The organism is Streptomyces sp. NPDC048411 (genome assembly GCF_040704695.1).
Taxonomy (GTDB): Bacteria; Actinomycetota; Actinomycetes; order Streptomycetales; family Streptomycetaceae; genus Streptomyces.
This window is the reverse complement of sequence record NZ_JBEZKL010000007.1, coordinates 60,192-75,300: the sequence shown is the minus strand read 5'-3', so window position 1 is coordinate 75,300 and position 15,109 is coordinate 60,192. Positions and strand designations below refer to the sequence as shown.

13 protein-coding genes are annotated in these 15,109 nt (G+C 70.0%); 7 read left to right on the top strand and 6 right to left on the bottom strand.

The genetic code is table 11. The features are described from left to right. Positions 1–109 precede the first annotated feature (109 nt). Both mptB and AB0915_RS04730 read left to right on the top strand, forming a co-directional pair. Positions 110–1,576, top strand: coding sequence for a polyprenol phosphomannose-dependent alpha 1,6 mannosyltransferase MptB (gene mptB / locus AB0915_RS04735; protein WP_366689705.1), 1,467 nt, complete (start codon positions 110–112; stop codon positions 1,574–1,576). Positions 1,577–1,675: 99 nt separating this feature from the next. Then, entirely contained in the window at positions 1,676–3,013 is a 1,338-nt protein-coding gene (locus tag AB0915_RS04730; protein ID WP_366689704.1) for a glycosyltransferase 87 family protein, read from the top strand. Between the two features lie 206 nt (positions 3,014–3,219). Here the strand turns inward: AB0915_RS04730 and AB0915_RS04725 are convergent, their stop codons facing one another. Next, positions 3,220–3,840, bottom strand: coding sequence for a TetR/AcrR family transcriptional regulator (locus tag AB0915_RS04725; protein WP_366689703.1), 621 nt, complete (start codon positions 3,838–3,840; stop codon positions 3,220–3,222). 130 nt (positions 3,841–3,970) lie between these two features. On the opposite strand from AB0915_RS04725, the gene AB0915_RS04720 reads away from it, so the two are divergent. Further along, positions 3,971–5,401, top strand: coding sequence for an amidase (locus AB0915_RS04720; protein WP_366689702.1), 1,431 nt, complete (start codon positions 3,971–3,973; stop codon positions 5,399–5,401). 101 nt (positions 5,402–5,502) lie between these two features. Here the strand turns inward: AB0915_RS04720 and AB0915_RS04715 are convergent, their stop codons facing one another. Both AB0915_RS04715 and ctaD read right to left on the bottom strand, forming a co-directional pair. Further along, entirely contained in the window at positions 5,503–5,823 is a 321-nt protein-coding gene (locus AB0915_RS04715) for a hypothetical protein (RefSeq protein ID WP_366689701.1), read from the bottom strand. A 53-nt stretch (positions 5,824–5,876) separates the two neighbouring features. Next, complete coding sequence (ctaD, locus tag AB0915_RS04710; protein WP_366689700.1) at positions 5,877–7,673, bottom strand: cytochrome c oxidase subunit I; 1,797 nt, start codon at positions 7,671–7,673, stop codon at positions 5,877–5,879. 511 nt (positions 7,674–8,184) lie between these two features. Between ctaD and AB0915_RS04705 the strand changes: the two genes are divergently transcribed. Then, on the top strand, positions 8,185–9,888 hold the full coding sequence (locus AB0915_RS04705; RefSeq protein WP_366689738.1) for a GAF domain-containing protein: 1,704 nt from the start codon (positions 8,185–8,187) through the stop codon (positions 9,886–9,888). Positions 9,889–9,902: 14 nt separating this feature from the next. Here the strand turns inward: AB0915_RS04705 and AB0915_RS04700 are convergent, their stop codons facing one another. Beyond that, complete coding sequence (locus AB0915_RS04700; RefSeq protein ID WP_366689699.1) at positions 9,903–10,649, bottom strand: response regulator transcription factor; 747 nt, start codon at positions 10,647–10,649, stop codon at positions 9,903–9,905. A gap of 241 nt (positions 10,650–10,890) precedes the next feature. Here AB0915_RS04700 and AB0915_RS04695 point away from each other — a divergent pair, with 241 nt between their 5' ends. Next, positions 10,891–12,207: a globin domain-containing protein gene (locus AB0915_RS04695; protein ID WP_366689698.1), complete on the top strand. Its 1,317-nt coding sequence runs from the start codon at positions 10,891–10,893 to the stop codon at positions 12,205–12,207. On the opposite strand, the gene AB0915_RS04690 is transcribed toward AB0915_RS04695, so the two are convergent. Continuing rightward, entirely contained in the window at positions 12,158–12,862 is a 705-nt protein-coding gene (locus tag AB0915_RS04690; RefSeq protein ID WP_366689697.1) for a vitamin K epoxide reductase family protein, read from the bottom strand. The two genes, AB0915_RS04695 and AB0915_RS04690, sit on opposite strands and share 50 nt — an antisense overlap. After that, positions 12,859–13,338 (bottom strand): hypothetical protein, encoded by a 480-nt coding sequence (locus AB0915_RS04685; protein ID WP_366689696.1) that lies wholly within the window; start codon positions 13,336–13,338, stop codon positions 12,859–12,861. The genes AB0915_RS04690 and AB0915_RS04685 overlap by 4 nt, the downstream gene beginning before the upstream one ends. A 226-nt stretch (positions 13,339–13,564) precedes the next feature. Between AB0915_RS04685 and AB0915_RS04680 the strand changes: the two genes are divergently transcribed. After that, on the top strand, positions 13,565–14,071 hold the full coding sequence (locus AB0915_RS04680) for a pyridoxamine 5'-phosphate oxidase family protein (protein WP_366689695.1): 507 nt from the start codon (positions 13,565–13,567) through the stop codon (positions 14,069–14,071). A gap of 201 nt (positions 14,072–14,272) precedes the next feature. Continuing rightward, complete coding sequence (locus AB0915_RS04675) at positions 14,273–15,061, top strand: hypothetical protein (RefSeq protein ID WP_366689694.1); 789 nt, start codon at positions 14,273–14,275, stop codon at positions 15,059–15,061. Positions 15,062–15,109 lie beyond the last annotated feature (48 nt).

Here is a 15,109-nt window from a genome sequence, read left to right as displayed (position 1 = left end):
CTGCCCCCGTCACGGACCTGGCCGTGGACAACAAGCCGACATCCTGAGTTCGCCGTCAATTTCACACGTGCTGGTTGGGCGATCCGGGGAAGGATCTACGTTGGGCCGAATGAGGGCGATGGGAAGCGCGGTCCACGTATGGACGCGACGGGGCATGTGGGGTTCCGTGCTGCTCTCAGCGGGTGCGTGGGGCGCTGGTGCGTTGCCGCAAGGCGTGCGGGACGGGGTGTGGGGAGCACCGGGCCCGCTCCTCACGGCGGTGGGTGCGACGGCGGCGTATGCCGGACTCGGGCTGCTGGTGTGGGCCTGGTGGCAGTTGGGCACGCTGTTGCGGGCCGGTGCGGTGATGAGCCGGAGGCAGCAGTGGAGCACGCTGGGATGCTGGGCGTTGCCCCTGCTGCCCGCGCCGCTGCTGTTCAGCGCTGACGTCTACAGCTACATGGCCCAGGGTGCGCTGGCCCAGCACGGCTGGAATGTCTACGAGGTCGGCCCGACGGCACTGGGCGGCTCGCTCGCCGCCAATGTCCCGGAGGTGTGGCGGAACGCACCGGCCCCGTACGGGCCGGTGTCCGTGCTGGTGAGCCAAGCCGTGGTATCGGTGACCGGGGAGCATCATGTGGCCGCCGCGGTCGTGGGGCTGCGGCTGGTGGCGCTCGCCGGGCTGGCCCTCCTGGCGTGGTCGGTGCAGCGGCTCGCGGTGCGGACGGGTGCCGGCGGTGGAGGGGCCTGGTGGGCGGCGCCGCTCAATCCGCTGGTGTTGGCGCATGTGGTGGGTGGGGCGCACAACGAGGCACTGATGGTCGGCCTGATGATGGCCGGTTTCGTGGCCTTCCGCTCCGGGCGATGGGGGCTGGGCACTGCGGTGCTGATAGGGGCCGTGCTGGTGAAGGCCCCCGCTGCGGTGGCATTGGGGTGTGCCGCGATGGTGGCGGTGGCCGCGCAGTCGGGCTGGCGGCGGCGCTGCGGTCGTGCTCTGGGGATCTCCCTGGTGGCCGGCGGGACGCTGTGGCTGGGTGTGACCCTGTGCGGGCAGGGCTGGGGGTGGCTGCGGACCATGCATACGCCGTCCGAGGTGTACACGCTGCTGTCGGTGAGCACGGACGTGGGCCGAGTGCTGGAGTGGATCGCGGCCGCGGTGGGATCGAACGCGGCGCCGGGGGCGGTGAGCGCGGCACGTACGGTCGGGACGTTGGCGGGGCTGGGCGCGGCAGTGTCCTTCATATGGCGTGCTCCCCGCAAAGGGGCGGAACGCGCTGCGGCAATGGGACTGCTGGCCTTGGTGATCTGCGCTCCCGCGGTGCAGGTGTGGTACCTGCTGTGGGGCGGGGTGCCGCTGGCTGCGGTGGCGTGGCGCACTCTGGCGGATGCCCGGGCGAAGGGGGCGGTGGTCGCTCTGCTCCTGCTGGTGCTGCCCGCGGGCCGGGGGCCGACCTGGACCTATGTGGTCGCCGCCGTCATCGGGGGGTCGGTGACCGTGGTGTTGCTGGCATGGACGGCTCAGCGGAGTCGGGAACAGACGGCCCTCGCCATGACCGGAGCCGCCGAAACAGGCCGGTTCCCGGCGCCTTCACCCTGATGGTGGCGTGAAGGCGGTACCCCGGTCGGCAGAGGTCCTGCGGCCGGGGCTTCCCGGGCATTCGCCCGCGATCGAGCGAAGTTGCTGGAGGGCACAACCATGACAACCGCCGTGGACGACAACGTCGTTCCGTCAAGTGGCCAAGACCCGCAGGACCCACAGCTTCGGTGGCCATCCCTGCCGGCGGTGCGGTCCGCGCTGGCCCGCCGAGCGGCATGGGTGCTGGCCGTGAGTTCCCTGGTGATGCTGCTGCTGGTGTGGATCCCCGCCTGCACCCGATCCGGCATGGTGGATCTACGGGTCTACCGCACCGGTTCCACCCATCTGCTCGCCGGCGACCTGTACGCCTTCCGGCTCGACCTGCCCGGCCCCGACATCTTCCGTCTGCCCTTCACCTACCCCCCGTTCGCCGCTGCCCTCTTCCTTCCCCTCTCCACGCTCCCGTTCCCGCTGGCGGCCGCCGCCTGGACCGCGGCCTCACTCCTGGCTCTGGTCGCCTTCGTTCACGGCAGCCTGCGCCTGGCCGCCCCGGACACACCGCCCGAGCAGCACCGGCAGCGGGTACTGCTGTGGAGCGCCGCCCTGATGTGGACCGAACCGGTCACCACCACACTCGCCTTCGGGCAGATCAATCTGCTGCTCGCGGCCTTGGTCGTCCTCGCTGTCCAGCAGCGCCCGGCAGCCGCGGCGGGATTCGGTGTCGGTATCGCCGCCGCGATCAAGCTGACCCCGGCGGTCACCGGTCTCTACTTCCTCATCCGCAGGCGCTGGGCAGCTGCCGCGTGGTCGGCCGTGGCGTTCGTCGCCGCGGCGGCGATCGGATGGTGGCTGGCGCCAGGGCCCTCCCGCGACTTCTGGCTCCACGCGGTGGGCGATGCCGCACGGGTCGGCCCCGTCGGGTCCGGGCTCAACCAGTCGCTGCGCGGAGCGCTTTCACGCTCCCTCGGCCACGATGTGGACATGTCCGCCCCATGGTGGACGGCAACTGCTCTGGTGAGCGTGCTGGCACTCTTCGCCGCGGTGCGCAGCGCGCAGCGGTCCGACCGGCTCGGCTGCCTGCTCGCAGTGCAGGTCTTCGGCCTCCTCGCCAGCCCCATCTCGTGGTCCCACCACTGGGTCTGGGCCCTCCCCGCCCTGTTCTGGCTCCTCCACACCCCGCATCGCACCCGTTGGCGCGCAGCCGCCCGGGCCGCCTGGGCGACGACGCTGCCCTGCCATCTCGCTTTCTGGCTGGTACAACTCCATCCCCGGATCACCTCGCTCGACTACTCATGGCCCCTCGCCGTGCTCGGCTGGGCCTACCCCGTGTGCGCACTGCTCACCCTCGTGGCTCTGACCTCTGCAGCCGCGCCTTCCCCGGCTTCCCTGCACGCCGGGGAAGGCGGCCGTCCGCTGTCCCTCTTCCGGGTGAAAACTGCCAGGCAAGTTTCAAAGTAGCTTCCACGGGTTCGGCGCCCGGGAGAGGCTGCGACGGTGCAGGCCTTGATGTATGCCTCGACGTTCCCTCGGTCCGCGCCTCGCCTGGCCCGGGGCAGCCCCAGGGCTTCTTCTAGACGATCTCGATGGAGAGCTGGGCACCCAGTTCCTCGAAGCCCAACGGGGCAGCAACCCTCTGGGAAGCCGCGGGCCGGCAATGCCGGCGTTCAAGTGGTGCGAGGCTGCCGGACCGGACGCTCCCAGAGGCCGCTCAGGTACGCGTGGAGGACGTCCTGCGCCTCTCGCGGGGTGAGATGGCCGATGAGAACGTGCGCGGTGAGGCCGTCCGCAAGGGCCAGGAGGGCGCGGGCCTCGCGCTGCGGATCGAGGGGCACGGCACAGTCGGCCCCCTCGCCGGCTTCCGAGACGAGGCGGGTGAACGCCTCTTGCAGGGCTGCGTAGTTCGCCTTCAGCGTCCTCGCGAGGGCCTCGCTGACAGCCGCCTGCGCAACGAAGGCGAGCCAGACCCTGGCCTCGGCGCGGTGCTCTTCCTGGAGCAGTGAGATCTCGCTCACCGCATGCCCCAGGGCCGTGCCGGCCGACTGGGCGGGGCTCCTGACGAGGCGGGCTTGTACGCGCTCACTGATCCGCTCGCCGATGTACCCGAGAGCGAACACGAGCATCTCTTCCTTGGTTCGGAAGCATCGCTGAACGGCACCCATCGACACCTGTGCACAGGCGGCGACGTCTCGAAGGGTCACTCCCTCCAGCCCGCGTTCGTCGGCGAGTCGGCAGACGGCCTCAGCGATCCGGCGACGCCGGTCTGCGTGATCCACCTGCTTGGGCATGCCCGGTCGCCTCCTTGGTTCCACGGTGCTCCGTTCCGCAGCCCACTTTATCCGATGCGCTCGCATCGGTTCACGGGCTACAGTTCCGATGCAAGTGCATCGGAAAATCGACGGGAAAGGTCACGAGCGCATGCATGATGCCCTCTGGAAGATGCCGGCCACCGCGCAGGCGGAGGCGGTACGCCGCGCAGATGTCTCGGCTGTCGAACTGGTCGACAGCCACCTGGAGCGCATCGCCGAGGTCAACCCGCAGGTGAACGCGGTCACTCAGCTCCTGGCGGAGCGCGCACGCGCCGCCGCAGCGCAGACAGACCGCCGGCGGGCAGCCGGTGAAGCGCTGGGGGTGCTGGCGGGCGTGCCGTTCACGGTGAAGGAGAGCACCGCCGTGGAAGGCGTGCCGACCACGTTCGGCACGGAGCGCTTCCGCGATCTGGTGGCATCGGCCGACGCACCCCCAGTGGCCCGGCTGCGAGCGGCCGGGGCCATCCCCATCGGGCACAGCAACATACCCACCCTGATCCTGGCGGGGATGCACACGCGAAGCGAGCTCTTCGGCGACACGGTCAACCCATGGGACCGCGGCCGGACCCCGGGCGGCACCAGCGGAGGCGACGGGGTGGCCGTCGCCACGGGCATGGCAGCACTCGGGCTCGGCAACGACTCCGGTGGATCGGTGCGTATCCCGGCCCAGTTCTGCGGAGTGGCCGGGCTGAAGCCGACAACCGGGCGTTTCCCCGCGGACCACCGCATCCTCGGCCCCGACGACCCCGGCCCGGCATCCCAGATGCTGGTCACCGACGGCCCGTTGGCGCGGAGTGTGGGCGACCTCCGGTTGGCGTACGAGGTGCTGGCCGGAACCGACCCGCGCGACCCGCGGGCCGTACCGGTTCCTGCTTACGGCGAACCGCTTCCCGGACCGGTGAAGGTCGCGGTCGTGGCGGACCCGGGTGGGCACGGCGTTCACCCCACGGTTCGCAGGGCCGTCGGGACCGCGGCCGAGGCGCTGCGCGACGCCGGGTACGACGTGCGGGAGGTGCAGGACGTTCCGAGGCTGGACGAGGCGCTCGAGGCGTACGGCCGGATCACCGTGACCGAGTTCGCTCCGACCTGGCCGGCGGTCCGGAAGCTGCTCGGAGCAGGCGGGGATCGCTTTATCGAGATGATGATGGAGCAGACCCCGCCGGCAAGCGCGGACGAGTTCATGAAGCTGATGGGCACCTGGATGAACATCCGCCGCTCATGGGCCGAATTCCTCGACGAATACCCGCTGTTGCTCGGCCCGGTATTCACCGAGCCACCGGTCGTTCCGGGGCTGGAGTCGCGCGACAGGGCCGGACGGGACCGGGTCGGCTCGGCAATGCGCCTGTGCACCGTCACCAGTTTCGTGGGGGTTCCCGGCGTGGCCGTACCGACCGGAGTGGTCGACGGACTGCCGTCCGGGGTGCAGATCGTCGGGCGCGCGTTCCGGGAGGACCTGTGCCTGGACGCGGCGCAGGCGATCGAGGACCGGCTCGGGGTTTTCACACCGGTTGACCCGCGCGTGGGGGTCAGGACTGCTTGAGCCTTTGGCGGCCCGGGAGTCCGTGCGCAGGGCATGGACTCCCGGGGTGGACATGGGTTCAAAGGCAGGTGAGGTCGGGCATCGAGAAGCGAACTCGGTTGTCAGCGCAGGAGCGCGGCCCAGCGGGCTGCCTCTTCACACTGCTCCTGGCCTCGGCACAGCCGCGCGCGGACGGCCAGGGACACCGTGGTGACGGTACCCGCGACCGCCACCAGCGCGGCCGCGACCAGGGTGACCGGCATGAGCAGCACAAGCATCGTGAGGGCTGCCGATCCCCACCCGGCCAGTACGGCGGCCGCGACCAGCCGGCGGGAGCGCGGCCGGTCCTGGCCCGCACGCAGATCGATGCAGGCGGGCAGGTACCAGACGTTGCCTGATACGCAGAGCACGGCGACGCCGAGCGCCAGAACACCATGGGACATCGGTCAGCACTCTCCTCGGGGGCGGGGATTGCGGTGGTGGGCGGGGTCAGAGGTCAGTGCGATGCGGCGGGGTCGAGTGCGGCGATCTCCGGGTGGTGCAGATCGAAGGCCGGGGACTCGCTGCGGATACGGGGCAGAGCGACGAAGTTGTGGCGGGGAGGAGGACAGGAGGTGGCCCATTCCAGGGAGCGGCCATAACCCCAGGGGTCATCGACGGCTACCTTCTTGCCGTACTGGGCGGTCTTCCAGATGTTGTAGAAGAAGGGGAGGAACGACAGCCCGAGCAGGAACGAGCCGATGGTGGACAGGGTGTTGAGGGCGGTGAAACCGTCGGCGGCGAGATAGTCCGCGTACCGGCGGGGCATTCCCTCCACACCGAGCCAGTGCTGCACGAGGAACGTGAGGTGGAATCCGGCCGTCAGCACCCAGAAGGTGATCTTCCCCAGGCGCTCGTCGAGCATCTTTCCGGTGAACTTCGGCCACCAGAAATGAAATCCGGCAAACATCGCGTAGACGACCGTGCCGAAGAGTGTGTAGTGGAAGTGGGCGACCACGAAGTACGAGTCGGTGACGTGGAAGTCCAGTGGCGGTGAGGCCAGGATGACACCGGTCAGTCCGCCGAAGACGAAGGTGACCAGAAATCCGGTGGCCCACAGCATCGGCGTCTCAAAGGACAGCGATCCCTTCCACATCGTGCCGATCCAGTTGAAGAACTTCACTCCGGTCGGTACGGCGATCAGGAAGGTCATGAAGGAGAAGAAGGGCAGCAGCACACCACCGGTGGCATACATGTGGTGGGCCCAGACGGTGACGGACAGACCGGCAATGGCTATCGTCGCGGAAACGAGACCGATATAACCGAACATCGGCTTCCGGGAGAAGACCGGAATGACCTCGGAGACGATGCCGAAGAACGGCAGAGCCAGCACATAGACCTCAGGGTGCCCGAAGAACCAGAACAGGTGCTGCCACAGAAGCGCACCCCCGTTGGCGGCGTCGAAGATGTGCGAGCCGAACTTCCGGTCCATCTCCAGCGCGAGGAGCGCGGCGGCGAGGACCGGGAAGACCAGGAGGATGAGTACGGCGGTCAGCAGTACGTTCCAGGCGAAGATCGACATCCGGAACATGGTCATTCCCGGAGCACGCATACAGATGATGGTGGTGATGAAGTTCACCGCTCCGAGAATGGAACCGAAGCCGGACAGCGCCACGCCCATGATCCACATATCGGCGCCGATGCCCGGGGAATGGGTGGCGTCGGACAGCGGAGCATAGGCGAACCAGCCGAAGTCGGCAGCACCTTGCGGGGTGAGAAACCCTGCGGCGGCGATCAGTGAGCCGAAGAGGAACAACCAATAGGCCAGCATGTTCAGTCGCGGAAAGGCCACATCGGGTGCGCCTATCTGGAGCGGCATGAGCCAGTTGGCGAATCCCGTGAACAGCGGCATGGCGAACAGCAGCAGCATCACCGAGCCATGCATCGTGAATGCCTGGTTGAACTGCTCGTTGGAAACGATCTGCGTACCGGGACGGGCGAGTTCGGCGCGCATCACCAGCGCCATCACACCGCCGACCAGGAAGAAGAAGAACGCGGTGACGAGATAGAGCGTGCCGATCTGCTTGTGGTCCGTCGTCGTGAGCCACGAGACGACGATCCGGCCGCGCGAGGAACGGCCCGGCAGACCGGTGCCGGGCTGCGTGCTGCCCGGCCGAGTGGGCCGACGACCGGCCGCGGTGGCCTCCGCGTCGGCGGTGGCGGCCTGCGCGTCGGTGGGGTCGTCCCCGGGGCCGGGGGGCTTGGGGCCATATGCGTGGGTGGCCTGCTTGCCCTGCGATTCCATTGCGTCCACCGGACCGTGTCCTCCAGCTGTGGCAGTTCTCCGAGTACTCCCCGGCCGCACGGGGCGTGTCCGGGGAGCGGTCGGGAAGGTCCGGCAGATCACGAGGGGACGGACCGGACCTTCCCGGCCGCACCATGCTGGTCGCCGCCCGCGACGCTCTCCAGGGACCGACGGGCACCTCCCACGGGGCCGACCGGCCCTACTTCCGTACACATTCGGCAGCCGACCGGCCCTGCCCGCGACGGCCTCCGGGACCACACCGCCGGGCCCTGGGCACCCGGGCTGTCGTAGGCTGATCGCCCGTGGACCGGTCTCAGCCCTGCGGTGATCCGGTGAGCAGATACCCGGCATACGGCACACGGCCCCAGAGAACGGCACCCCGATGGCAGAGACAGCACCTCCCGAGCCCGGCTCCCCTGTGGAAGTCCCCTCCCCCTCCCCCTCCTCCCCCACGCTCGGCTCGCCCGGCCCCTCCTGCCCCGGTCCGGCCGCCTGGCCGCAGCCCAGCCGACCGGACCGGATGCGCAGTCTGCTGGATGCCGTGATGAGTCTGGGACGGGGCCTGGAACTTCCGGAGGTGCTGCGCGGCATCGTGGAGGCGGCGGTGACGCTGACCGACGCGGAGTACGGAGCACTCGGCATTGTCGGGGACGGGCAGAAGCTCCTGGAGTTCCTGCCGGTGGGCCTGTCGGACCAACTCGCCGCCAGGATCGGGCAGTCACCGTGCGGCCGCGGAATCCTCGGCGAGCTGATCCGCCACCCGGAACCGCTGCGGCTCACCGATCTGAGCAGCCACCCGCGCAGCTTCGGTTTTCCGCCTCATCATCCGCCGATGCGCACCTTCCTCGGCGTACCGGTGCGGGTGCGTGACGAGGTGTTCGGCAACCTCTATCTCACCGAGAAGCGGGGCGGGGTGAGCTTCGACGCCGACGACGAGGCGGTGCTGACCACCCTGTCGATCGCCGCCGGCGTCGCCATCGACAACGCCAGGATGTACGACGAGAGCCGCCGCCGGGAGCGGCGCCTGGAGGCCCTGGGCGAGATCACCCGCACCCTGCTCTCGGGGACGGACGCCGACGAGGTGCTGCATCTGATCGCCGAGCGGGCGATGGAAGTGGCGGGGGCCGACCGGGCGGCGATTCTGCTGCCCACGGGGCGGCCCGGTTCCGCGCCCGTCTCAGAGGCTCCGGCGGCATCGGCGGCCGAGGAGCGCCTCACCGTTGCCGTCGCCCATGGCCGGGACTCCGACCGTGTGACGGGTTTGTCCGTTCCGGCGTCGGGATCGCTGGCCGGGCTCGCCGCGCGCACCGGAACGCCGGTGCACTGCGCCGACGTCCGTACGGATCCCCGGGCCCATCCGTTCGGCGACGGTACCGAGGACGGTCTGGGCCCGGTGGTGGCGGTGCCGTTGCAGATCGACACCGGGGCGCTGGGCGCACTGCGCCTGGGGCGGCCGGCGGACCGCCCGCCGTTCGACGACACCGAGGTCGAACTCGTCTCCGGCTTCGCGGACCAGGCGGCCATCGCGCTGGAACTGGCCCGCAGACGGGCCGAGTCCGAGGAACTCGCCGTGATGCACGACCGGGACCGGATCGCCCGCGATCTGCACGATCTGGCGATCCAGCGGCTGTTCGCGACGGGGATGACCCTCCAGAGCACCACCGGGGCCATCGCGGACCGTCCGAAAGCGGCCGAGCGGGTCAGCCGGGCCGTGGATGATCTGGACACCACGATCCGGATCATCCGGTCCACCATCTTCGATCTGCGCACGGCGGACGGTTCGGGCCGCAGCGGGCTGCGGCACCGGATAGCGGAGACCGCTCGTACGGCGGCACATGTTCTCGGCTTCCGGCCCACTGTGCGGATCGACGGGCCGGTGGACACCACCGTCCCGGACGAACTCGCCGAACACGTGGTGGCGGTCGCCGCCGAGGCGGTGTCCAACGCGTCCCGCCATGCCAGTGCGAGTCGTATCGACATCGTGCTGTCGGCCGACGACGCGGTGACTCTGACCGTCACGGACAACGGCATCGGCATCCCGGACGGTGACACGACCACTCCCGGAACGCCGACAGCGGTCGACGACGACGGCCGGCCGGCCAGGCGCGGCGGTGGGCTGGTGAATATGCGTACGCGCGCGGAGCTGTGCGGCGGCACGCTCGCCATCGAACGGCCGGCGGACGGCGGCACCCGGATCATGTGGCGCGTCCCCCTCCGCGACTGACGCCCGAGCACCTGTCAGATTCGCCGGACCGGGGTTTGTCCCTGACGGTCCTTGATCCGGCCGACGAGCATCGCGGCGTGAATCCGGCGGCCGACGCCCAGTTTGGCGAGGATCGAGGAGATGCGGTTCTTGACGGTCTTCTCCGCCAGGAAGAGGCGTTCCGCGATTTCGCGGTTGGTGAGGCCCTCGCCGATGAGGTCCAGGATCTGGCGCTCCCTGGTCGTGAGCTGGTCCAGTTCCGTTGTCTCCGACTCCTCGGCGGGGGTCCGCTCGGGGCCCCGCAGCCGTGCCATCACACGAGCGGTCGTCCGTGGGTCGAGCATCGAGGTGCCGGACGCGACCGTGCGTACGGCGGCGATCAGATCGGCTCCGTTGATCTGCTTCAGTACGTAGCCGGCCGCACCCGCCATGATGGCGTCGAACAGTGCCTCGTCGTCATCGAACGACGTCAGCATCAGACATGCCAGTTCGGGCATCAGGGCGCGCAGTTCCCGGCACACTTCGATACCGGCGTGGTCACCGCGGGGGTCGTCTCCGAGCCGTACGTCCAGTACGGCGACCTGCGGCCTGCTGGCCGGTACGCGGGCCAGCGCCTCCCGGGCGTCGGCCGCCTCGCCGACGACCTCGATGCCGTCTTCGGCCTCCAGCAGATCGCGTACGCCGCGCCGGACGACCTCGTGGTCGTCGAGGATGAAGACGCGTACGGGAGCCGCGGACTGCGGCGGCGTCGTACTCAGCGGGGATTTCGCGAGGTCATTCACACCATGCTCGATCGGTTCGGGGAAGGGGGCCTGACCAGTATGTGCTTGCGGCCGCCAGCCGTTTCGCCGGGGTCTCACAGCATGTTGAACAGGCTCTGAACAGGGCCGAAAGGCTCTGTGACCAGGGCCGGTCGGCAGGCTGGACGCGGTGCCATACTGACGCCGCCGAGATCGTCCGGACGCTACGGACGTCTCTCCATCCCGACCACCCCACCGTGCTGTCCCAAGGAGTCACCCGTCCATGAACACTCCGAGCGAGGACTACCACGCACTGCTCGCCCGGCATGACGCGATGCGGCTGCGACGCCGCATCCTGTCCCCGGACGGAGTCGGCGCCGAACCGTGGTCCGCCGAGGCACCGCAGCCGTACGACGGAACGTCCGACCAACAGCTGATCAGCGCATTCCTGCCTCTGGTGAGCCCGTTGGAGGAGCTGATCGCCGAACTGTACCGGGTTCTGTTCGAGCGGCAACCGTATCTGCGGTCGTTGTTCCCCGAGTCGATGGCGTTCCAGCAGGCCCATCTCGCCGGAATCTTCCGCTATCTGATCGGCAATCTGCACCGTACGGACGAGATGATCGACACCTTCGCGCAGTTGGGTCGCGACCATCGCAAGCTCGGTGTACGCCCCGCGCACTTCGAAGCGTTCGAGGCAGCGCTGATCGAGGCGCTGCGCATCCGCGCGGGCGCCCGGTGGACGGGTGCCCTGGAGGATGCCTGGCTGCGGATGCTGCGGCTGGCCGTTTCGGCCATGGTCAGGGGCGCGGACGAGGCGATCGCCGAACCGCCGAGCTGGGAGGCGACGGTCACCTCGCACGAGTTCCGTACGCGGGATCTCGCGGTGCTGAGGGTGCGCCCCCATCAGCCCTACGCTTTCAAGGCCGGGCAGTTCGCGTCCTTGGAGTCGCCACTGCTGGAGCAGGCATGGCGTCCTTACTATCTGGCCCGCGCACCGCATCCGGACGGCGAGTTGGAGTTCCATGTACGGGCCCGGGGTGCCGGCGGGGTGAGTGATGCGCTGGTGCACGGCACGCGGGAGGGCGGCACGGTCCGCCTCAGCGCACCGCGGGGCGCCCTTGCCTTGCCCGATCGCACTCCGTCCGCCGACGTTGTGCTGATCGCCTCCGGTACCGGATGGGCCGCGATGAAGGCGCTGCTCCAGCAGATCGACGCCGAACGGTTCCGTGCCCACCGGGTGCGTCTGCTGCTGGACGAGGGGGTGGGTGAGGGCGGGTACGACGCGGCGTTCCTGGAGGCGTTCCGGCGCGGACGCCCCTGGTTGACCGTCCTCACGGCCGGTCAGACCGATCCGGCCGGTCCCTCCGCAGATCCCGGCCTGCGGGCCCTCGCCGGAATACCGGCGCAGCGTCCCGGGGCCGCCGCCCGGCACCACGTCTATCTGGCCCTGGCACCCGAGGCATCCACAACAGACCTGGCGCGGGCCGTCGCCGGCCGGCTGGCCACCGCCGGAGTCCCGGCCACGCACATCCATCACGACACCGTATGGGTCACAGAAACGTCTGCCAGTACGACCAGAACCGGGTTGCTATCAGCATGACGATGACCAGGCACCACGTCACCGGCACCACAAGGGGAAACTCCAGGACCGCCGCGACCAGGGCGCGTGGGGCCGGCAGGACGCCATGGCGCAGATTGTGCACGGTGGTGTGCCAGAACATGAAGATGGTGGCCACCCACACGAGTACGCACCACAGGCAGAGCGCGCCGATGTCGTACAGCGCCTGCGTCATCAGCCACATGCAGAAGCCGACGCCGAACAGGGAGCCCAGGTTCAGCCCCAGCCAGTACCACCGCCGGTAGCGCGCACCTGCCAGCAGGCCCGCGCCGGTCCCCATCACCACCCCGAAGGCGATCAGCCCGATGAGCGGATTGGGGAAGCCGAACACCGACGCCTGTTCGCTGCGCATCACGTTCGTGCAGGACACCACGGGGCTCAGCGAGCAGGCGGGGACGAAGCCGGGGTCGGCGAGCAGTTCGAACTTGTCGGTAGTGATCACGAAGGAGCCCAGCAGCCCGAGGGCGGCGGTGATCACCAGCAGCCATGCGAATCCCCGGCGCGCCCCGATCCGCTCCCGTGCGTCGCTCGTCCCCGAAGCGCCGTCGTGCGCCCGGTCCTCGGAGGAGCGAGCCTCCCGGTCATCGGCCTCGGGGGCGTCCGCCACCATCTCCGACTCACGCGCCGACGCGCTCATGCCCACCCCCGCACGGAGCCGTCCGGCCAGACGACCTCCACCCGGATTCCACGCGCCCGGGCGAAGGCAACCAGATGTGCGGTGGCGTCCCGGCCGTCCGACGGCGAACCGTCCCACACGGCAAGCAGGGTCCGGCACGTCTCCACCAGACGTTCATCGGCGCTGACACAGGCGTTGCGGTCGGCCGGATCAAAAGCCAGCAGCCGTACGCTCTCGGCCAGGACCAGCAGTTCCCCTGCGGCCGGCCGATCTTGCTCGGGCAGCACCGCGGGCACCGCGCCCTGGGTCGGCAGCAGTACCGTCAGCTTCCGTCCGGCCTCCCGGGCGGCGCGCCCGAACACGAGCGGCAGCCCGGCCCCGACCCGTACGAGAGCGGCCATGCCCTCTGCCACGGAGTCCAGCCGCGCTCTCAGTTCAGCCTCCACCAGCGCCAGAGTTCTGTTGTTGAGGTCTCTGTGTCCGACGACCGCGATCAACGCATTCCCTTCCTGTACACATCCGCACCGCCCCGCTCCGACCGAACGCTCCACAAGCCACGGCCCGGCCCCGGAGCCGCCGCATGGCCGGCCCGTGGCATGCGGTCCACCGCAGTGAACCCATCGGACGTCCGACGCCGCTAGGGCCGTTGGGCCCTGGCGTGGGGATGGCAGCGCGCGATGTACTCGTACGGCAGGTGAGCAGATCAGGAGACGAGGCCGCCCCATGAGCCACGCAGGTCATCAGTCGCCCCAGCGGTCCGTGCCCGCGGCCGCGCCCACGTCGTCGGCGTCGGGCCCGGCTCACGGCCCGGCGGCCACCGGACCACGCCGCACGGTCGAGTTGACGGGCGCTCAGGCGCTGAGCCTGCTCGGCGGGGCTTCGCTCGGGCGGATCGTCTTCACCCAACGCGCGCTGCCCGCGGTCCAGCCGGTGAACCATCTGCTGGACCTCGGTCATATCGTCATCCGGACACATCAGGACTCGGACCTGTTCGCCCAGGCCCGGCACCATGGCGACCGGGGAGTCGTGGTCGCCTACCAGGCGGATGACATCGATCCGCTGACCCATCTGGGCTGGAGCGTCGTCGCGACGGGTTACTGCCGCCCCGTGACGGATCCGGCTGCCCTGACGCGCTACCAGCGACTGATCAGGCCCTGGTCGGACCGGGTGATGGACTGCGCGGTCCGCATCCGTCCGCATCTGGTCACCGGGATCCGGCTGACGGTCTGAGGCAGCGTCCGGGCGAGGAAGCGGCGTCTGCGACGACCGGTCCCCGGGCACGCGGGCGCGTCTCAGCCGGGCCACCGCGGTGATGTGTCCTGGCCCACGCGCGGCTGGACGCCCGTCGTCCTGGAGCCGGCGGGTCACGTCCTGTCGGGAAGTGCGCACCCCCGGCCGGGCTCGGAGAGCGGGTGCGAGGATGAACCCGCCATGAAGCCAGGCCACTGTTCCCGAGCCGTGCGGGCCGCGATGTTCGCGGCCGTCTGCGTGCTGCTCGCGGCAGTCGGCCACGTCCTCATGTCGGGTACCACAGTCCCCTGGTGGGCGCTGCTGCCCGCGTTCGCCGGGACGGCCGCGGCCGCGTGGGCCCTGGCCGGCCGCGAACGCGGTCTGCTCACGGTCACCGCGGCCACGGTGGCGGTGCAGGCCGTGCTCCACTCGCTGTTCTCGCTGGCCCAGTCGGTCGTGCAGCCCTCCTTGCCGGCCGGGGACTCCTTCGCCCGGCAGTGGGCCGCGCACCTGACCTGTGGCCTGGGCAGCGAGGGGGAGCTGTCCGCCGAGGAAGCCCTGCGCATCGTCGAGAACGCCGGTCTCGGCCGGCTCGTGTCCCAGCCGCCGCCCGGCACCGCGGCGACGGATGCCCTCGGCGGCCACGCCATGCACCACATGGGGTCCTCGCCGACCGGCGTCGTGACACCGGGCGCGGGCCACGACATGGCCGCGATGTCCCCTACGGGCATGCTGGCCGCGCACCTGCTGGCCGCCGTGCTCTGCGGCCTCTGGCTCGCCTACGCGGAACAGGGCTTCTTCCGCTGCCTGCGGGTTCTCGCGGGCTGGCTCAGGGCTCCCTTGCGGGTGCTCTTCGGCTTGTTCGTGCCGGTGACGGACCGGCCTCGTGTGCGGGTGCGCCGGGACTTCGGCGCCCGGCGCCCGCGGCGGCTGCTCCTCGTCCACGCCATCACCTCACGGGGGCCGCCGACGGGAACCGCTGTCCTGTGACAGCAGGTTCCCCGAGCGCGCGCTGACAGCTCCGTTCCGTCGCGCCTC